The sequence below is a fragment of the Sphingomonas sp. CFBP 13706 genome (genome assembly GCF_014842355.1).
Lineage (GTDB): Bacteria > Pseudomonadota > Alphaproteobacteria > Sphingomonadales > Sphingomonadaceae > Sphingomonas > Sphingomonas aerolata.
The window spans coordinates 138181-154208 of record NZ_JACYVM010000009.1 but is presented as its reverse complement, the minus strand read 5'-3'; the positions used below and the strand labels follow the sequence as shown (position 1 = coordinate 154208).

General features: G+C 68.1%; 14 protein-coding genes. 5 read left to right on the top strand and 9 right to left on the bottom strand.

The features are described from left to right. Nucleotides 1-218 precede the first annotated feature (218 nt). On the top strand, nt 219-1754 hold the full coding sequence (locus tag IFS44_RS15995) for a lipopolysaccharide biosynthesis protein (protein ID WP_192099181.1): 1536 nt from the start codon (nt 219-221) through the stop codon (nt 1752-1754). A 30-nt stretch (nt 1755-1784) separates the two neighbouring features. Here IFS44_RS15995 and IFS44_RS15990 read toward each other — a convergent pair whose 3' ends face one another. The 5 genes from IFS44_RS15990 to hisS all read right to left on the bottom strand — a co-directional run bounded on the left by IFS44_RS15990 (nt 1785) and on the right by hisS (nt 7560). Next, nucleotides 1785-2237: a CBS domain-containing protein gene (locus IFS44_RS15990; protein WP_031394021.1), complete on the bottom strand. Its 453-nt coding sequence runs from the start codon at nt 2235-2237 to the stop codon at nt 1785-1787. 406 nt (nt 2238-2643) lie between these two features. Further along, a complete protein-coding gene (locus IFS44_RS15985) occupies nt 2644-3906 on the bottom strand; it encodes a DUF4167 domain-containing protein (RefSeq protein WP_192099180.1) in 1263 nt (420 codons plus the stop codon). Nucleotides 3907-4166: 260 nt separating this feature from the next. Next, nucleotides 4167-5018: a peptide chain release factor N(5)-glutamine methyltransferase gene (gene prmC / locus IFS44_RS15980; protein ID WP_342366449.1), complete on the bottom strand. Its 852-nt coding sequence runs from the start codon at nt 5016-5018 to the stop codon at nt 4167-4169. Nucleotides 5019-5135: 117 nt separating this feature from the next. Further along, nucleotides 5136-6209: a peptide chain release factor 1 gene (gene prfA, locus IFS44_RS15975; protein WP_037531654.1), complete on the bottom strand. Its 1074-nt coding sequence runs from the start codon at nt 6207-6209 to the stop codon at nt 5136-5138. A gap of 106 nt (nt 6210-6315) precedes the next feature. Further along, nucleotides 6316-7560 (bottom strand): histidine--tRNA ligase, encoded by a 1245-nt coding sequence (gene hisS / locus IFS44_RS15970; RefSeq protein WP_192099179.1) that lies wholly within the window; start codon nt 7558-7560, stop codon nt 6316-6318. A gap of 49 nt (nt 7561-7609) precedes the next feature. Between hisS and IFS44_RS15965 the strand changes: the two genes are divergently transcribed. From IFS44_RS15965 to ppa, 3 genes are all read left to right on the top strand, one after another. After that, nucleotides 7610-8272 (top strand): DUF1345 domain-containing protein, encoded by a 663-nt coding sequence (locus tag IFS44_RS15965; RefSeq protein WP_192099178.1) that lies wholly within the window; start codon nt 7610-7612, stop codon nt 8270-8272. 212 nt (nt 8273-8484) lie between these two features. Beyond that, the gene (locus IFS44_RS15960; protein ID WP_031440457.1) at nt 8485-10398 is read left to right on the top strand and encodes a M61 family metallopeptidase; all 1914 of its coding nucleotides are present in this window, start codon (nt 8485-8487) and stop codon (nt 10396-10398) included. Nucleotides 10399-10475: 77 nt separating this feature from the next. Then, nucleotides 10476-11054: an inorganic diphosphatase gene (ppa, locus tag IFS44_RS15955; RefSeq protein ID WP_031393175.1), complete on the top strand. Its 579-nt coding sequence runs from the start codon at nt 10476-10478 to the stop codon at nt 11052-11054. Nucleotides 11055-11179: 125 nt separating this feature from the next. On the opposite strand, the gene egtD is transcribed toward ppa, so the two are convergent. The 4 genes from egtD to IFS44_RS15935 all read right to left on the bottom strand — a co-directional run bounded on the left by egtD (nt 11180) and on the right by IFS44_RS15935 (nt 14315). Then, the gene (egtD, locus tag IFS44_RS15950; RefSeq protein WP_037531658.1) at nt 11180-12157 is read right to left on the bottom strand and encodes an L-histidine N(alpha)-methyltransferase; all 978 of its coding nucleotides are present in this window, start codon (nt 12155-12157) and stop codon (nt 11180-11182) included. Beyond that, on the bottom strand, nt 12157-13434 hold the full coding sequence (egtB, locus tag IFS44_RS15945) for an ergothioneine biosynthesis protein EgtB (protein ID WP_192099177.1): 1278 nt from the start codon (nt 13432-13434) through the stop codon (nt 12157-12159). Before egtB ends, egtD begins: the two co-directional genes overlap by 1 nt. 67 nt (nt 13435-13501) lie before the next feature. Beyond that, nucleotides 13502-14068, bottom strand: a complete 567-nt coding sequence (locus IFS44_RS15940; RefSeq protein WP_031440452.1) for a cob(I)yrinic acid a,c-diamide adenosyltransferase — start codon at nt 14066-14068, stop codon at nt 13502-13504. 19 nt (nt 14069-14087) lie between these two features. After that, nucleotides 14088-14315, bottom strand: coding sequence for a twin transmembrane helix small protein (locus IFS44_RS15935; protein WP_031395690.1), 228 nt, complete (start codon nt 14313-14315; stop codon nt 14088-14090). A gap of 137 nt (nt 14316-14452) precedes the next feature. Here IFS44_RS15935 and IFS44_RS15930 point away from each other — a divergent pair, with 137 nt between their 5' ends. Further along, a complete protein-coding gene (locus IFS44_RS15930) occupies nt 14453-15928 on the top strand; it encodes a S41 family peptidase (RefSeq protein WP_244650357.1) in 1476 nt (491 codons plus the stop codon). Nucleotides 15929-16028 lie beyond the last annotated feature (100 nt).

Here is a 16028-nt window from a genome sequence, read left to right as displayed (position 1 = left end):
ACACCCCTCTAGGGCCCATCCCCAACCCCGTCAAACGCAAATTTCACTTTTATGGCAAGTTTTCTTCATTTCGACCAACTTACGCCCCCAGGCAGCCCGTGTGAGCCGTGCAGGGCACGACGACGGCGCCCCTGCGTGCCAGCAAGGGACGGCAGGCAACATCCCCGCGCAGGTTTCTTAAGTGCTTGTGAAGCGCAGGCGATTATAGGGCCGGTGCGATGACCACGCCGATTCCCAGCGCCCCGCCGGCGGCAGACCCGCTGGCGGACCGGCCGCCCGACGGGCCGATCGACGGCTTGGCCGCCCCGGCGCCGCTCGCCGGGCAGGTCCGCAGTGCGCTGATCTGGCGGTCGGGCAGCCAGATCGTCGCGCAGCTCGTGCAGTGGAGCGCCACCTTCCTGGTGATCCGCATCCTCGCCCCCGCCGATTACGGTCTCTTCGCGATGTGCCAGGTGATCCTGACCTTCATGGCGATGCTCAACGGCTATGGCCTGGCGAGCGGGCTGATCCAGCAGGCGACGATCAGCCGCCACGAGGTGCGCCAACTCTTCGGCATGCTGATCCTGCTCAACGCGACACTGGCCGCGGCGCAGCTGGTGCTCGCGCCGCTCGCCGCCGCCTATTACCGGCAGCCGGTCGTCGCCGACATGCTGCGCGTTCAGGCGCTGCTCTATCTCACCACGCCGTTCATCGCCCTGCCCTATGCGCTGCTGTCACGCGCGATGGATTTTCGCCATCAAGCCAAGGCGAACATCACCGCCTCGATCGCTTCGGCGAGCACCGCGCTTGGCGGCGCGCTCTACGGACTGGGAGTATGGACGCTCGTCATCGCTCCGCTCGTATTGTTCGCGGTGCGGGGCGCGATGATGACGTGGAGCGCGCGGTCGCTGGTCTGGCCGAGCTTCGACTTTCGCGGCGCGGGCCGGCTCGCACGCTATGGCGGAGTGATGGCGGCGAGCCAGCTCTTCTGGTTCCTGCAGAGCCAGGCCGATGTGTTCATCGCCGGGCGCCGGTTCTCGCCGCACATGCTCGGCATCTACACGACCAGCCTGTTCCTCACGCAGATCTTCGTCAGCAAGTTCGTGCCGCCGCTCAATGAGGTCGCTTTTTCCGCCTATGCGCGGATGCAGGCGGATCCCGACGCGATCGGGCGGGCGTTCGTCAAGGGCGTGCGGCTGGTGATGATCGTCGCCATGCCCTTCTATCTCGGGCTCGCGGTCACCGCCGAGCCACTGGTGCTGACCGTGCTCGGCGAGAAATGGGTCGAGACCGCACCGATCGTCCGGCTGCTCGCGCTGGCGATGCCGTTCATGACGCTCCAGGTGCTGCTGACCCCCGCCTCCGATGCGCGCGGACGACCGGGTATCGGCGTGAGCAACGGCGCGACCGGCGCGGCGATCCTCGGCACCGCGTTCCTGATCGGGGTTGAGTGGGGGCCGACCGGGCTCGGCCTCGCCTGGATCGCGGCCTATCCGCTGTATTTCGCGATCAGTGCGTGGCGGAGCCTGCCGGTGATCGGCGTCCCCGCCCGTGCGGTCGCGCGCGCGGTCGCGTCACCCGCGCTGGCAGCGATCGCGATGGCGCTCGCGGTCTGGCTGGTCGATCAGCGCCTGCCAGTGATCGATCCGGTCTGGCGACTCGCGGTGCTGCTCGCGGTGGGCGGCACGGTCTATGCAGGCTGGATGCTCGCCTTTGCGCGCGCGGCGCTGGGCGAGCTCGTCGCGGTGCTGCGCAAACGCCCCGTTGCGGCCTGATCGGATCGGCGCCCTGATCGGGTCCGCGGGTCAGGCGGACTGGATATAGGCGCGCATCGCCGCGGCATCCGCCTCGATCCGGTCGATCCGGAATTTGACGAGATCGCCGATCGAGACGAAGCCGACGAGCTGATCATGGTCGATCACGGGCAGATGCCGGATCCGCCGCTGGGTCATCAGCGACAGCGCGCCGATCACCGATTCGGTCGGCGCGACCGATTTGACCGCGCGCGTCATCACGTCGCCGATCCGCTGCGTCAGCGCCCCCGCGCCCTTGGCCTGCAGGCAATGGATCACGTCGCGTTCGGAAAATATCCCGACCACGCGGCCGTCGTCGAGCACCGGCGCCGCGCCGATCCGCTGTTCCGCGAGCATCGCCACCGCGTCCGCGACGCTCGCATCGGGGTGCAACGACAGCACCATGTCCGCGCGCGTGCCGTCACCGGTCCGCCGCTTCGTCTCGAGGATCGTCGCGATCGTCATCTCCGCCTCTCCTTGTCGCGTCTCCATGCGCGTGGCTTGAGAAAACCATGTTTGCGCGGCAATGAAAAGCGATGACCGATCCTTCTGCCGAGACACCGACCGGACTCGACGATCCACACTATGCCGCGTTCGCCTGGGGCCGGTTCCGGACGATCATGGCGTGGATGATCCTGGCGGCGGCGATCTGCGCCGCGGGCGTCATCGTCGCGATGGCGCATCTTCAGGGGGCGCTGCACCTCGTGACGATGCTCGCGATTCTCGGCGGGGTCGGCGGATCGGTGATCATGGCCGGGCTCTTGATGGGGCTCGTCTTCCTGAGTTCGGGAAGCGGCCATNGAAACGAAAAAGGCCGGTACCGCGGCGTCGCGGTACCGGCCTTTTTCGATTTTGCCGTCTGGCGCGACGGTCAGCCCGCCTCGACCTCGTCGGTGGCGACGCGGACGCGACGGCGACGCGGCTTTTCCGCAGCTGCGCCGTCCGCCGAAGCGTCGGCAGCTGGTGCGGGTGCCGAGGCCGAGATGCCGAGCGATGGCGGCAGGCGGTCTGCGTCGAATGCCGCGGGTGCGGCATCGTCCGTGGCGACCGGCGCGTCGAGACTGCGGTCGCGACGCGGGCGACCGCGACGGCGGGGCTGCTCCTCGCCCGAACCGTCCGACGCGGGCGCCGGGGCGCTCACGGTCGCAACGTCGACCGGCTCGCCCATGGACTGGGCCGCGGACGACCGGTCGTCAGACGTGGCGGCGTCGGGCGTGGCCGGCGTTACGCTGCGCGCGGCGACCTCGTCCGCGCGCTCGCCCTGCTGCTCGGAGTCGGCCTGGACCGGACGCGCGGCGCGTGGCGTGCGACGGATGGTGTCGCGGCGCGGAGCATCGCGGTACTCGTCACGGCCCTGGTTTTCGCGGGGCTGGGTCTCGCGCTGCTGGCCCTGCTCGTCACCGGGCTGCTCGTCGCGCGACTGTGTCATCCGCGGGCCGCGGGCTTCGCCACGCTGGCCCTCGTTACGCTGACCGTCGTTACGCTGGCCCTCGTTGCGCTGACCCTCGTTGCGGTTCGCGTCGTAGCGTGGGCGATCGTCGCGCTGCGAGCGGTCGTCGCGGCCCTGGCCATCACGGCCCTGGTTTTCACGGCCCTGGTTCTCACGGGGCGCGCGAGCGTTCGAATACTGGCCATTGGACTGGCCGCCATTCGCCATCGCCGCCTGGTCGCCGGATCCCTGCTGGCCGTTCTGCTGCGCGTGCTGCTGCCCGTTTTGCTGGCTGCCCTGCTGCTCGCCCGAGCGGATCGGTTCGCCCTCGTCGCCATAATCGTCGTCGCCGTCGAGATCGAACGGCTGCTGGCGGCGCGGCTGTTGCTGCGCCTGGGGCTGGCTCTCTTCGAAGCGTGCCCGGGTTTCGCTCAGCACGCGGAAATAATGATCCGCGAACTGGAGATAATATTCGATGTTGACGCGGTCGCCCTGCATCTGCGCGTCGCGCGCCAGGTTCTTGTACTTCTCGTACAATTGGCTCGCGTTGCCGCGCGCGCGGCTGTCGATGCGGTTGCCCGTGTCGCGGCCACCCTGGCCACCACCACCGCCGCCGCCCTGGCGTTGACCGCCACCGCCGCCACCGCCGCCATTATTATTGTTGCCACGACCGCGACGGCGGCCGGCTTGCCGGTTGTTGATCAAGCTTGTGTCCTCAGTCGTCGAACCAAAATCTGGTCGTGCTCCGAAATGCGGTGCAAACCCCCCGCCGCGCACCGATGACGATGCGTCGGACTTGCCAGGGCCGCCGGACTGCAGCGACTTTAAGGCGAAGGATGCGGGTCAACGCTCAAAAACGACCAAGTTGTCGAGATTGCGTGCCCCTGCCCACGTGATAGCGGCCCGGAAGGGCCTCCCACAAGCGAAATATGCGGCGGCGGGCTATAATCGTCAAGTCGCGCCGGTCATCGCGCGAGCAGAACACGCGGGTTTCCGCCATAATCATGATGTAGCGCAACGTGCAGCCCCGCCGCCTCGAGCAGCGCCGAGACCGGCGCCGCCTGCGTCGCGCCGATCTCGATCACCGCCGCGCCGCCGGGTGCGATCAGCGCGGGCAACTGCGTCGCGAGGATCCGGTAATCGTCGAGCCCGTCCGCGCCTGCGAACAGCGCCGCGTGCGGTTCGTGATCGCGGACCTCGGGCGGCAGCGTCTCGGCGGTACCGATATAGGGCGGGTTGGCGAGGATCAGGTCGAACCGCCCCTCGATCGCGTCCGCCCAGCTGCCGCGCAAAAACTGCGCCCGGTCCGCCATGCCGAGCGCCGCCGCATTGGCGCGCGCATAGCCGAGCGCGTCTGCCGAAAAGTCGATGCCGAGACCGCGCGCGGGCCATTCGTCGAGCGCGGCGAGCAGCAGCGTGCCGGGGCCGGTGCCGAGATCGAGGATGGTCGCGGGCGCGCCACCGGCAAAATGCGCCTGCGCGGCGATCAGCAGCGTCTCGCTGTCCGCGCGCGGCACCAGTGCCCCCGGCCCGACCGCGAGATCGATCGACCAGAAGCCGCGCGTGCCGGTGATATAGGCGATCGGCTCATGGCGCAGACGACGCTCGACGAGCGCAGCGAACCTGGCGGGGACGGCGTAGCGGTCGGGATCGAGCAGGATCGCGTTCCGCTCGACGCCCAGCGCATGCGCCATCAGCAGTTCGGCGTCGAGGCGGGGGGTGGCGGAGAAGGCAAAGCGCACGGCCGCCGTGGCGATCGCTGCGCTTACCCCCCCGCCCGCTTGCGGGAGGGGGTTGGGGGGTGGGCTGACGCTCACCGCGGTCGCACTGTCGGCGATGTGTCGAAAGACCGGAACGAAGCGCCCTCCTGGAACACGCCGCGCGCCCACCCCCCGGCCCCCTCCCGCACGCGGGAGGGGGGGAAGCAGCCACACTCACCCATCCAGCTGCGCCAGCCGGTCCGCCTCGTCCTGCGACACCAGCGCACCGATCAGCTCGCCCATGTCGCCCGCGACGATTTCCGGCAGGCGGTGCAGCGTCAGGTTGATGCGGTGATCGGTCACGCGGCCTTGCGGGAAATTATACGTCCGGATCCGCTCCGAACGATCGCCCGACCCGACCATCGACTTGCGCGCACCCGCGCGCTCGGCATGCAACCGGTCGCGCTCCGCCTCGTAGAGCCGCGTCCGCAGTACGCGCAGGGCCTTGGCCTTGTTCTTGTGCTGCGACTTCTCGTCCTGCTGGATCACCGTCAGCCCGGTCGGGATATGCACGATCCGCACGGCAGAATCGGTCGTGTTGACCGACTGGCCGCCCGGCCCCGACGAGCGATAGACGTCGATGCGCAGGTCCTTGTCGTCGATCTTGACGTCGACCTCCTCCGCCTCGGGCAGCACAGCGACGGTCGCCGCCGAGGTGTGGATCCGCCCGCCCGCCTCGGTCGCTGGCACGCGCTGGACGCGGTGGACGCCGCTCTCGAACTTCAGTTTCGCGAACACGCCCTGCCCCGTGACGCTGGCGACGACTTCCTTGAAGCCACCCGCGTCGGACGACGAGCCGGAGATCAGTTCGACCCGCCAGCCCTGCGATTCGGCATAACGCTGGTACATCCGGAACAGATCGCCCGCGAACAGCGCCGCCTCGTCGCCGCCCGTCCCGGCGCGCACCTCGAGCATCGCCGAGCGCTCGTCCGCGGAATCGCGCGGCAACAACGCGAGCGCGAGCTTGCGGTCCGCGGTCTCGAGCAGCGTGCGATTCTCGTGCAGCTCCTCCGACGCCATCGCGCGCAGCTCGTCATCGGCATCCTCGGCCATGAAGGCGAGGCTCTCGGCCTCCTGCCGCAACCGCCGCACCTCGGTCGCCGCCTGCGCGACGGGTTCGAGCTCGGCATATTCCTTCGACACCGCGACGAAGCGGTCCGACGGCAGGTCGCCGGTCGACATCAGCGCCTGCAACTCGTCCCGCCGCGCCTCGATCGCGCGGATCCGGTCCGGGGAGATCTGGGTCATGCGGACGCTCCCTCTTGCGTCATCCCAGCGAACGCTGGGATCCAGGGTGACCGGACGGAGCCTTCATGGCGCTGGATCCCGGCCTGCGCCGGGATGACGGGGAGGCTCAACGCAGCGCCTCCGCCAGATCGACGAACGCGACCTCGGTCTGCGTGCCGGTCGCGAGCGCTTTCACCGCGCCGACGCCTTTGGCGAGCTCGTCATCGCCAAGGATGATCGCAAACCGCGCGCCGAGCGCATCCGCCTTCGCCATCCGCGCCTTCATCTTGCCCTTATAGGCCATCTCGACCGCCACGCCCGCACGGCGCAGATCCGCGACGATGCCGGTCGCGCGCGCTTCGGCCGCGGCACCCATCGGCACGACCACCGCGTCGATCCCTGCCGCCGCCGGCTCCTCCAGCAGCATCGCCAGCCGCTCGACCCCCGCCGCCCAGCCGACACCCGCCGTCTCGGGCCCGCCCAACGACCCGATCAGCCCGTCATAGCGCCCGCCGGCCAGCACCGTCCCCTGCGACCCCAACCGATCGGTCACGAACTCGAATGCGGTGTGGCGGTAATAATCGAGCCCGCGGACCAGCCGCGCATTGCGCTCCCACGCGACGCCCGCGGCATCGAGCCCCGCAGTCACCGCGTCGAAGAACGCGCGCGCCTCGGGCGTCAGATACGCGTCGATGTCGGGGGCGCTGTCCGCGATCGGGCGGTCCTTCGGGTCCTTCGAATCGAGGATCCGCATCGGATTCTTCTCGAGCCGCGTCAGGCTGTCCTCGGACAGCTCGCCGCGATGCGCCTCGAAATGCGCGACCAGCGCCGCGCGCCATGCCTCACGCGTCTCGGCATCGCCCAAAGTGTTGAGCTGCAGCGTCACGCCGTCGGCAATGCCAAGCTCGCGCAGCAGCTGGTCCGCCAGCACGAGCAGCTCGACGTCCGCCGCGGGCTCCGCCGCGCCGATCACCTCGGCATCGATCTGGTGGAACTGCCGGAACCGCCCCTTTTGCGGGCGTTCATAGCGGAACACCGGACCGCTGGTCGTGATTTTCAGCGGCGCGAACTGCTGCCAGCCCTCGGTCAGATAGGCGCGCGCGATCCCGGCGGTGAATTCGGGCCGCAGCGTCAGCGAATCCCCGCCGCGATCCTCGAATGTGTACATCTCCTTCGACACGACGTCGGTCGTCTCGCCGAGCGAGCGCGCGAACACCGCAGTGGATTCGAACACCGGGATGTCGATCCGCTGAAAGCAATAGAGCGCGCGCACGCGTTCGAAGGTGCTGAGAACATGCGCGAAACGGCGCTGCTCGTCGCCGAAGATGTCCTGAGTGCCGCGGATGCGACGCGGGGTTTCTGTTCTGGCCATGATGCGCGCGTATCTAGGCGACGTGCCCGCGAAGCGCTAGCGCCGTCACATGAGCAACGACGTCCGCTATTGGGGGCTCGGCCGGCGCATCGCCCCGCCGCGCTTCGTGCTGTTCGCATGCGTCTTCGCGATCGGCCTCGTCGCGCTGATCCCCCCGTTCGGACTCGGGCTGGGGCTGGGCCGCGGCACGATGGCGGCGTTCGATATCGCCGCGGTCCTGTTCCTCGCCACCGTCGCGACCTTGTTCGGCAACGCCACCGCGGAGCGGATGCGGCGCTATGCGGACGAGAACGACGCCAACCGCGCGGTGCTGCTCGCGTTCAGCGGGACGATCCTGATCGTCGTGCTCGTCGCGGTGGCGAAGGAATTGCAGGGCAAGACCGATCTCGTCGCGGTCCTGATCTCGGTCGCGACGCTCGTGCTCGCCTGGCTGTTCTCCAACATGGTCTACACGCTGCATTACGCGCATCTGTTCTACAGCGACGCCGCGGATGGCAGCGACGCGGGCGGGCTGGATTTCCCCTCCTGCGCCGAGCCCGATTACTGGGACTTCGCCTATTTCGCCTTCACGCTCGGCATGACCTTCCAGACCTCCGACGTCGAGATCACGTCGCGGCGCGTGCGCAAGGTCGCGCTCGGCCAGTGCATGGCCGCGTTCGTCTTCAACATCGGCGTGCTCGCCTTCACCATCAACGTGCTCGGCAGCAGCTGACGCGGGTCCCTCGCTGTTTCGTCATCCTGACGAACGTCAGGACCCAGAGCCAGACACGCCACCACCCGCAACCCTGGGTCCTGACGTTCGTCAGGATGACGGGAAGAGGTCATGGTGACCAGGTGGACTATACCCCCCGGCAAAGGGCTGGACGACTGCCCTTTCTGCCGCTTACACCTTGACCATCGTCTCTCTGCCGGAAGGCCTTTTCCTTGATCCGCAAGCTTCTCGTCGCATCCCTGCTCGCGTCTGCACTTCCCGCGGTCGCGCAAGTCCCCGCCGGCAACACCGCACCACAGCCGGTGCCGTTCGTCGACACGATCCCCGCCGCACAGGACACGCCCTATCCCGGCACGATCCTGCTCGACATCGACGCGACCGATACCGAGCGCGGCATCTTCCGCGTGAAGGAGACGATCCCCGTCGCCAAATCGGGCAAGATGGCGCTGCTCTTCCCGAAATGGCTGCCCGGCAACCATGCGCCACGCGGCGAGATCGAGAAGCTCGCCGGGCTGGTGATCCGCGCGAACGGCCGGATCCTGCCCTGGACGCGCGATCCGGTCGACGTCTACGCCTTCCACATCGACGTTCCCGCGGGCACCAAACAGCTCGACGCGACCTTCCAGTTCATCTCCGCGACCAAGGCGGATCAGGGCCGTGTCGTCATGACCCCGACGATGATCAGCCTCCAGCCGAACTCGGTCAGCCTCTACCCCGCCGGTTATTATACGCGTCAGATCCCGGTGAAGATGACCGTCACCTATCCGACCGGCTGGACCGCCGCGGGCGCGGTCCCCGCCAAGGTCTCGGGCGCGACCTATGCCTATGACCGGACCAATTACGAGATCCTGGTCGATTCGCCGATCCTCGCGGGCAAATACGGCAAGGTCTGGCCCTTGAGCCCCAAGGTCGACCTCAACGTCTTCGCCGACACCCCCGACCAGCTCGCCGCCAAGCCCGAACAGATCGACGCGCACAAGCGGCTCGTCGACCAGGCCGCGCGCACCTTCGGCGCCGAGCATTATGATCATTACGAGTTCCTGCTCTCGATCACCGACCAGCTCGGCGGGATCGGCCTCGAGCATCATCGCAGCTCGGAAAACGGCGTCCGCCCCGGCTATTTCACCGAATGGGAGACGGGCGCGTCGGCCCGCAACCTGCTGCCGCACGAGTTCACGCACAGCTGGGACGGCAAGTTCCGCCGCGGCGCCGACCTGTGGACGCCCGATTTCCGCACGCCGATGCGCAACTCGCTGCTCTGGGTCTATGAGGGGCAGACGCAGTTCTGGGGCTATGTGCTCCAGGCGCGCTCGGGTCTGGTCAGCAAGCAGGACACGCTCGACGGCTATGCCTCGATTCTGGGCACCTACGACACCGCGCAGGGTCGCCAGTGGCGCCCGCTGATCGACACCACCAACGATCCGGTCATCTCGTCGCGCCGTCCCAAGGGCTGGACCAGCTGGCAGCGCTCGGAGGATTACTACAACGAAGGGCTGATGGTCTGGATGGAGGTCGACGCGATGCTCCGCCAGAAATCGGGCGGCACCAAGTCGATCGACGACTTCGCGCGAGCCTTCTTCGGCATCCGCAACGGCGATTATGGCGAGGTCACCTACACGTTCGACGACGTGGCCAAGACGCTGAACGGGATCCTGCCCTATGACTGGGCGGGCTTCCTCACCACGCGCCTGACCGAGACGGGCAAGCCCGCGCCGATCAACGGCTTTGCGATGAACGGCTACAAGCTGGTCTATGGCCCCGTGCAGAGCCCGTATCTGAAGCAGGCGGAGAAGAGCCGCGGCACCGATGTCAGCTATTCGCTGGGCTTGGTGATGAACAAGGACGGCGTCGTGACTGCCTCGATCTGGGACAGCCCCGCGTTCCGCGCCGGGATCGACGTCGGCACCGAAATCGAGGCGGTCAACGGCGAGTCCTACTCGTCGGACCGCATGAAAGCGGCAATTCTCGCGGCCCAGGGCACCAAGCTGCCGATCCGCCTGACTGTAAAAAACAACGAGCGATTCCGCGACGTCTCGCTCGATTACCATGACGGCCCGCGCTATCCGCGGCTCGAGAAGGTCGGTACAGGTGACGGCGGACTGGACAAGTTGCTGATGCCGCGCTGACAGTTCCGATATTTTTCCGGTGCCGGCCGCCTCCCCAAGGGGAAGCGGCCGGCACCGCCATTTCTGAAAGGACCGCCATGCGTATCGACCTCATCCCGACGGGCAAGAATCCGCCCGAAGACCTGAACGTCATCATCGAAGTCCCGACCGGCGGCGAGCCCGTGAAGTACGAGTTCGACAAGGCATCGGGCGCGCTGTTCGTCGACCGCATCCTGCACACGCCGATGCGCTACCCCGCGAACTACGGCTTCGTGCCGCACACGCTCAGCCCCGATGGCGATCCGCTCGACGCGCTCGTGATCGCGCGCTCGCCCTTCATCCCCGGCTGCGTCGTCCGCGCGCGCCCGATCGCGGTGCTCAACCTCGAGGACGAGGCCGGCGGCGACGAGAAGCTCGTCTGCGTCCCCGTCAACGACGTGTTCCCCTATTATTCGAACGTCGGCGGCCGTGCCGACGTGCCCGAGATCGTGTTCGAGCAGATCGAGCATTTCTTCACCCACTATAAGGACCTCGAGAAGAAGAAGTGGGTTCGCGTCGGCAAGTGGGGCGATGCTGAGGAAGCCAAGCGCATCACGATCGAGGCGATCGAGCGCTACGAAGAGGCCAAGAAGCAGGGCGACGAGCCCATGAACGCGGACGACGCCGCAGGCCGCTGATCACGAGCGACCGAAGTCGAAGCGGCGCGCACACGGCGCGCCCTTCGATTGCGCTCAGGGCGAACGGGGCCGCGAACTACGCCCCCCCGTTCGTGCTGAGCGAAGTCGAAGCACCTGCCCCGCCCTTACGGCGCCGGCCGCTCCGCCTGTGCCTCCGCCAGGTACAGCGAGAACAACCCCGCCGGATCGGTCCATTCGCGGATCGGCGTCCACCCGCCCGACCGCAACAGGATCCGCGCATCGCGCGACCCGTATTTGTGGCTGTTCTCGGTGTGGATCGTCTCGCCCGCGGCGATATCGAACGGCCGCCCTTCGATCGTGAACGCGGCGTCGCGCTGCGCCTCGAGATGCATCTCGATCCGCGCACGATCGTCGTTCCACACCGCCTTGTGCCGGAACGCCTCGACCGGCACGTCGGCGTCGAGCTCGCGGTTGATCCGCTCGAGCAGGTTCATGTTGAACGCCGCGGTCACGCCCTGCGCATCGTCATAGGCGGGGACCAGCACGGCCGGATCCTTGATCCGGTCCATCCCGATCAGCAGCATCGCGCCGATCCCGAGCGACGCACGCATCGCCTTCAACAGGTCGACCGCCATCAGCGGGATCATGTTGCCGATCGTCGACCCCGGAAAGAAACCGAGCTTGGGCGTGTCCGCGATCGTCTTCGGCAATGCGAGCGGCCGCATGAAATCCGCCTCGAACGGCAGGACGAGCAGCTCGGGGAACTGCGCCGCAAGCACGCGCGACGATTCGCGCAGGAAATCGCCCGAGATATCGATCGGCACATAGACCGACGGCGCCACCGCGCTGAGCAGGATCGGCGTCTTGGTCGACGACCCCGACCCGAATTCGACCACCGCACGTCCCGCGCCGGCGATCTCGGCGACCTCGGGGCACGCGGTCTCGAGGATCGAGCGCTCGGTCCGCGTCGGATAATATTCGGGCAGGTCGGTGATCGCCTCGAACAGCTCCGACCCGCGCCGGTCGTAGAACCAGCGCGCCGGAATCGCGCGCGGCCGCCGTTCCAGCCCGGCGAGCACGTCCGCCCGGAAGGCGGGGTCGGCCAGGCTCTGCTCGCCGTCTTCGATTTCACGCTTCAACATCAGATATCCTTGGCGAGCCGGACGCCGGTGAACTGCCAGCGCTGGTGCGGGTAGAAGAAATTGCGGTAGCTCGCGCGCGCATGACCGCGCGGCGTCGCGCAGCTCCCGCCGCGCAGCACGAACTGGCCGCTCATGAACTTGCCGTTATACTCGCCGACCGCACCCTCGACCGCGCGGAAGCCGGGATAGGGCCGATAGGCGCTCCCCGTCCATTCCCAGACGTCGCCGAAAAAGGCCGGGTCGCCGGCGCGCGCGGGCCGCGGCTCGACCGGGCCCGCCGCATCCATCTGATTGCCGCCATCGCCGGCATAGTCCGCCGCGACGGCCTCCCATTCGGCCTCGGTCGGCAGCCGCGCGCCCGCCCAGCTGGCATAGGCGTCCGCCTCGTAGAAGCTGACATGCGTGACCGGCGCAGCGGGATCGATCGCGCGCCGCCCGTCGAGCCCGAACCGCGTCCAGCCGCCGTCGCGTTCTTCCCAGTACATCGGCGCGACGATGCCCTCCGCCTTCACCCAGGCCCAGCCATCGGCGAGCCAGTGGCGCGGTTCGCTATAGCCGCCATCGGCGATGAACGCCGCCCATTCGCCATTGGTCACCGTCCGGTCGGCGATCGCGTGGCGCGCGAGCAGCGTATCGTGCCGCGGCGTCTCGCAATCGAACGCGAAGCCGTCGCCGTCATGGCCCATGCGCGCGATCCCGGCGTCGCGTTCGATCCAGCCGATCGCGCCCGGCATCTCGACCGGCACCTTGCGCGGCGCAGCCCAGACCGCGGGCTCGAGCGGATTTTCCGAAAACAAATGGAGGATGTCGGTCACCAGCAATTCCTGGTGCTGCTCCTCGTGATGACAGCCCAGCGCCACGAGTTCGCGCGCCGCCTCGGGCAGGTCGGGCAGCGCCGCGATCAGCGCCGCATCGACATGCGCGCGGTACGCCCGGACCTCGTCGAGTGTCGGCCGCGTGATGATCCCGCGCCGGTCGCGCGCATGCCGCCGACCTTCCGCCTCGTAATAGCTGTTGAACAGGAACGGGAAGCGTTCGTCGTGCAGCCGGTAGCCCGCGACATGATCGCGCAGCACGAACGTTTCGAAGAACCAGCTGGTATGCGCCAGATGCCATTTGGTCGGCGACGCGTCGGGCATCGACTGCACCGTCGCATCCGCATCCGACAGCGGCGCGGCCAGCGCGATCGACAGGTCGCGCACGGCTGTGAACCGCGCACCGAGCGCGTCCGTGTCAGGCAGGGTCGCGGGATCATGGGTGGGGACGGGGTTCGGCATCGACTGTCCTCGTGCGGGCGATGCACGCGGCACGGCCCCTTATAAAAGGATGCAGCGATACGGAGCGCTATCCGCGCGTTGCCCCCGGTCGCCAAAGAACGTCGCTCGCCCCGTTTTGGTTCACCGCACGCGCGGCGACGAACAGGAAATCCGACAGGCGGTTAACATACGCTAATGCCAGCGGATTGATCGGGTCGTCGACCGCGACCACCGCGCGCTCGGCGCGCCGCGTGATCGCGCGCGCCAGATGCAGCGCCGCAGCGCCCGGCGATCCGCCCGGCAGGATGAAGCTGGTCAGCGGCGCCATCTGCGCGGTCATCGCGTCGATCTCGCCTTCGAGCCGCTCGACCTGCGAACCGACGATCCGCAGCGTCATTTCGGACGGCGCGAAATCCTCGCCCGGCGTCGCGATGTCCGCGCCGAGATCGAACAGGTCGTTCTGGATCCGCTCGAGCGCTCGGCCAAGCGGATGATCGCCCAGCGCCACCGCGGCCACGCCGATCGCGCTGTTCGCCTCGTCGACATCGCCGATCGCCTGCATCCGCGGGCACGCCTTGGACACGCGCGACCCGTCGACCAGCCCGGTGGTCCCCGCGTCGCCGGTCCGCGTGTAGATCTTGTTCAGCTTTACCATGACGGTACGCCCCTCGCGCTCAGGTCCGGCCCGCGGCGAACAGGATCAGCACGACGATCAGGATCGCGATCGCCTGGAAGAAGATGCGCTGCTGCATCATCCGGTTCGATTTCAGCGACGCGGCGCTCGGCCCCCCGTCCTTCACCTGCGCCGACTGGTCCTGCAGGAACGTCACCACCCCGCGCACCAGAGCAACGAGCGTCGCGATCATCGCCGCGATCAGGAGGATGACGAGGAAGGTGTTCATGACGACAATCTAGGCATGCGCGCCCCGCCCCGCAATGGCCGTTCCGCCGGTCGTCGGACAAGCCTCGAAACGGGCGGAATTCTACGCTGACAGCCCCGATCTTCCCGGCTAGCATCGTGACAAATGGGGGAATGAGTATGCGTAACGGACGGATCGGCGCCAGCCTGGCGATGCTGGCTATGTTGAGTGCGTGCGGCGGAGACTCCGGCGCGGTGTCGGGATCGACCGGCGGTACGCCCGGGGTGTCCACCCCGACGACCGGCACGACCACCCCGACGACCGTCGCCGGATGCAGCCTGCGCGAGCGGCAGGACTGGGCCGCGGCGCAGCTGCGCGAATGGTATCTGTTCCCCGAGACGCTGCCCGCCAGCCTCGACCCGACACCCTATACGACCGTCGACGCCTATATCGACGCGCTGACCGCGACCGCGCGTGGCCAGCGCCGCGACCGCTATTTCACCTATCTGACGTCGATCAAGGAGGAGGACGCCTATTATGAGGCCGGTTCCAATGCCGGCTTCGGCTTCCGTCTCGGCATCGATGGCAGCGGGCGCCGTGCCTATGTCATCGAATCCTTCGAAGGCGGCGCCGCGCTGGCGGCGCAGGTCGATCGCGGTGCGGAAATCGTCGCGATCGGGACCAACGCCAACACGCTGCGGACCGTCAGCGCGATCTTCGCCGCAGACGGCAGCGCGGGCGTCTCGACCGCGCTCGGGCCCGACACGGTCGGCACCAGCCGCGTGCTGCAGATCCGCGATGCGCAGGGCACGCGCGACATCACGCTGACCAAGACCGATTTCGCGCTGCTCCCGGTCTCGAGCCGCTACGGCGCGAAGGTCATCGCCGATGGCGGCCGCAACTATGGCTATATCAACCTCCGGACGTTCATCTCGACCGCCGACCCCGCGCTGCGCGCCGCCTTTGCCAGCTTCCGCGCGCAGAACATCACCGATATCGTCATCGACCTGCGCTATAATGGCGGCGGGTTGATCTCGATCGCAGAGCTGATGACCGACCTGCTCGGTCGTAACCGCGCGACGTCCGAAGTCTCGAGCTACACGACCTTCCGCACCGAAAAATCCGCCAACAACACGACGCGCTTCTTCGCGCCGCAGCCCGAATCGATCGCGCCGACGCGCGTCGCATTCATCGGCACGGGCGGGACCGCCTCGGCGAGCGAACTCGTGATCAACGCGATGATCCCCTATCTGCACAGCGCTGCCGGGCTGATCGGCACCAACACCTATGGCAAGCCCGTCGGCCAGATCGGGCTCGACCGCGCCGCCTGCGACGACCGTCTGCGCGTGGTCGCGCTGGCGACGCAGAACGCCGCACGCCAGGGTGCCTATTATGACGGGCTCGCCGGCACGGTCGAGGCGAGCTGCCGGGCCGAGGACGACATCCGCTATCCGCTCGGCGACCCGCGCGAAGCCTCGACGCGGCAGGCGATCGACTTCCTCGCCGGCCGCAGCTGCCTGCCCGTCACCGCGACCGCGGCCACCGCGTCCGCCCGCACCAGCACGCCCACGCTGACGACCGACCTCCCCACGCGCGCGCTGCTCATCCCCGACCACCCCACCACCCCGCAACGCGAAGTCCCCGGCCTCTATTGATCCGTCCGGCGCGACGGGGCCGGGTCACCCCACCCACCCCGTCACCCGTCAAACCCGCGCGCACCCCTCACCCTGCCCTCCACGCTCACCCCACCCCCAC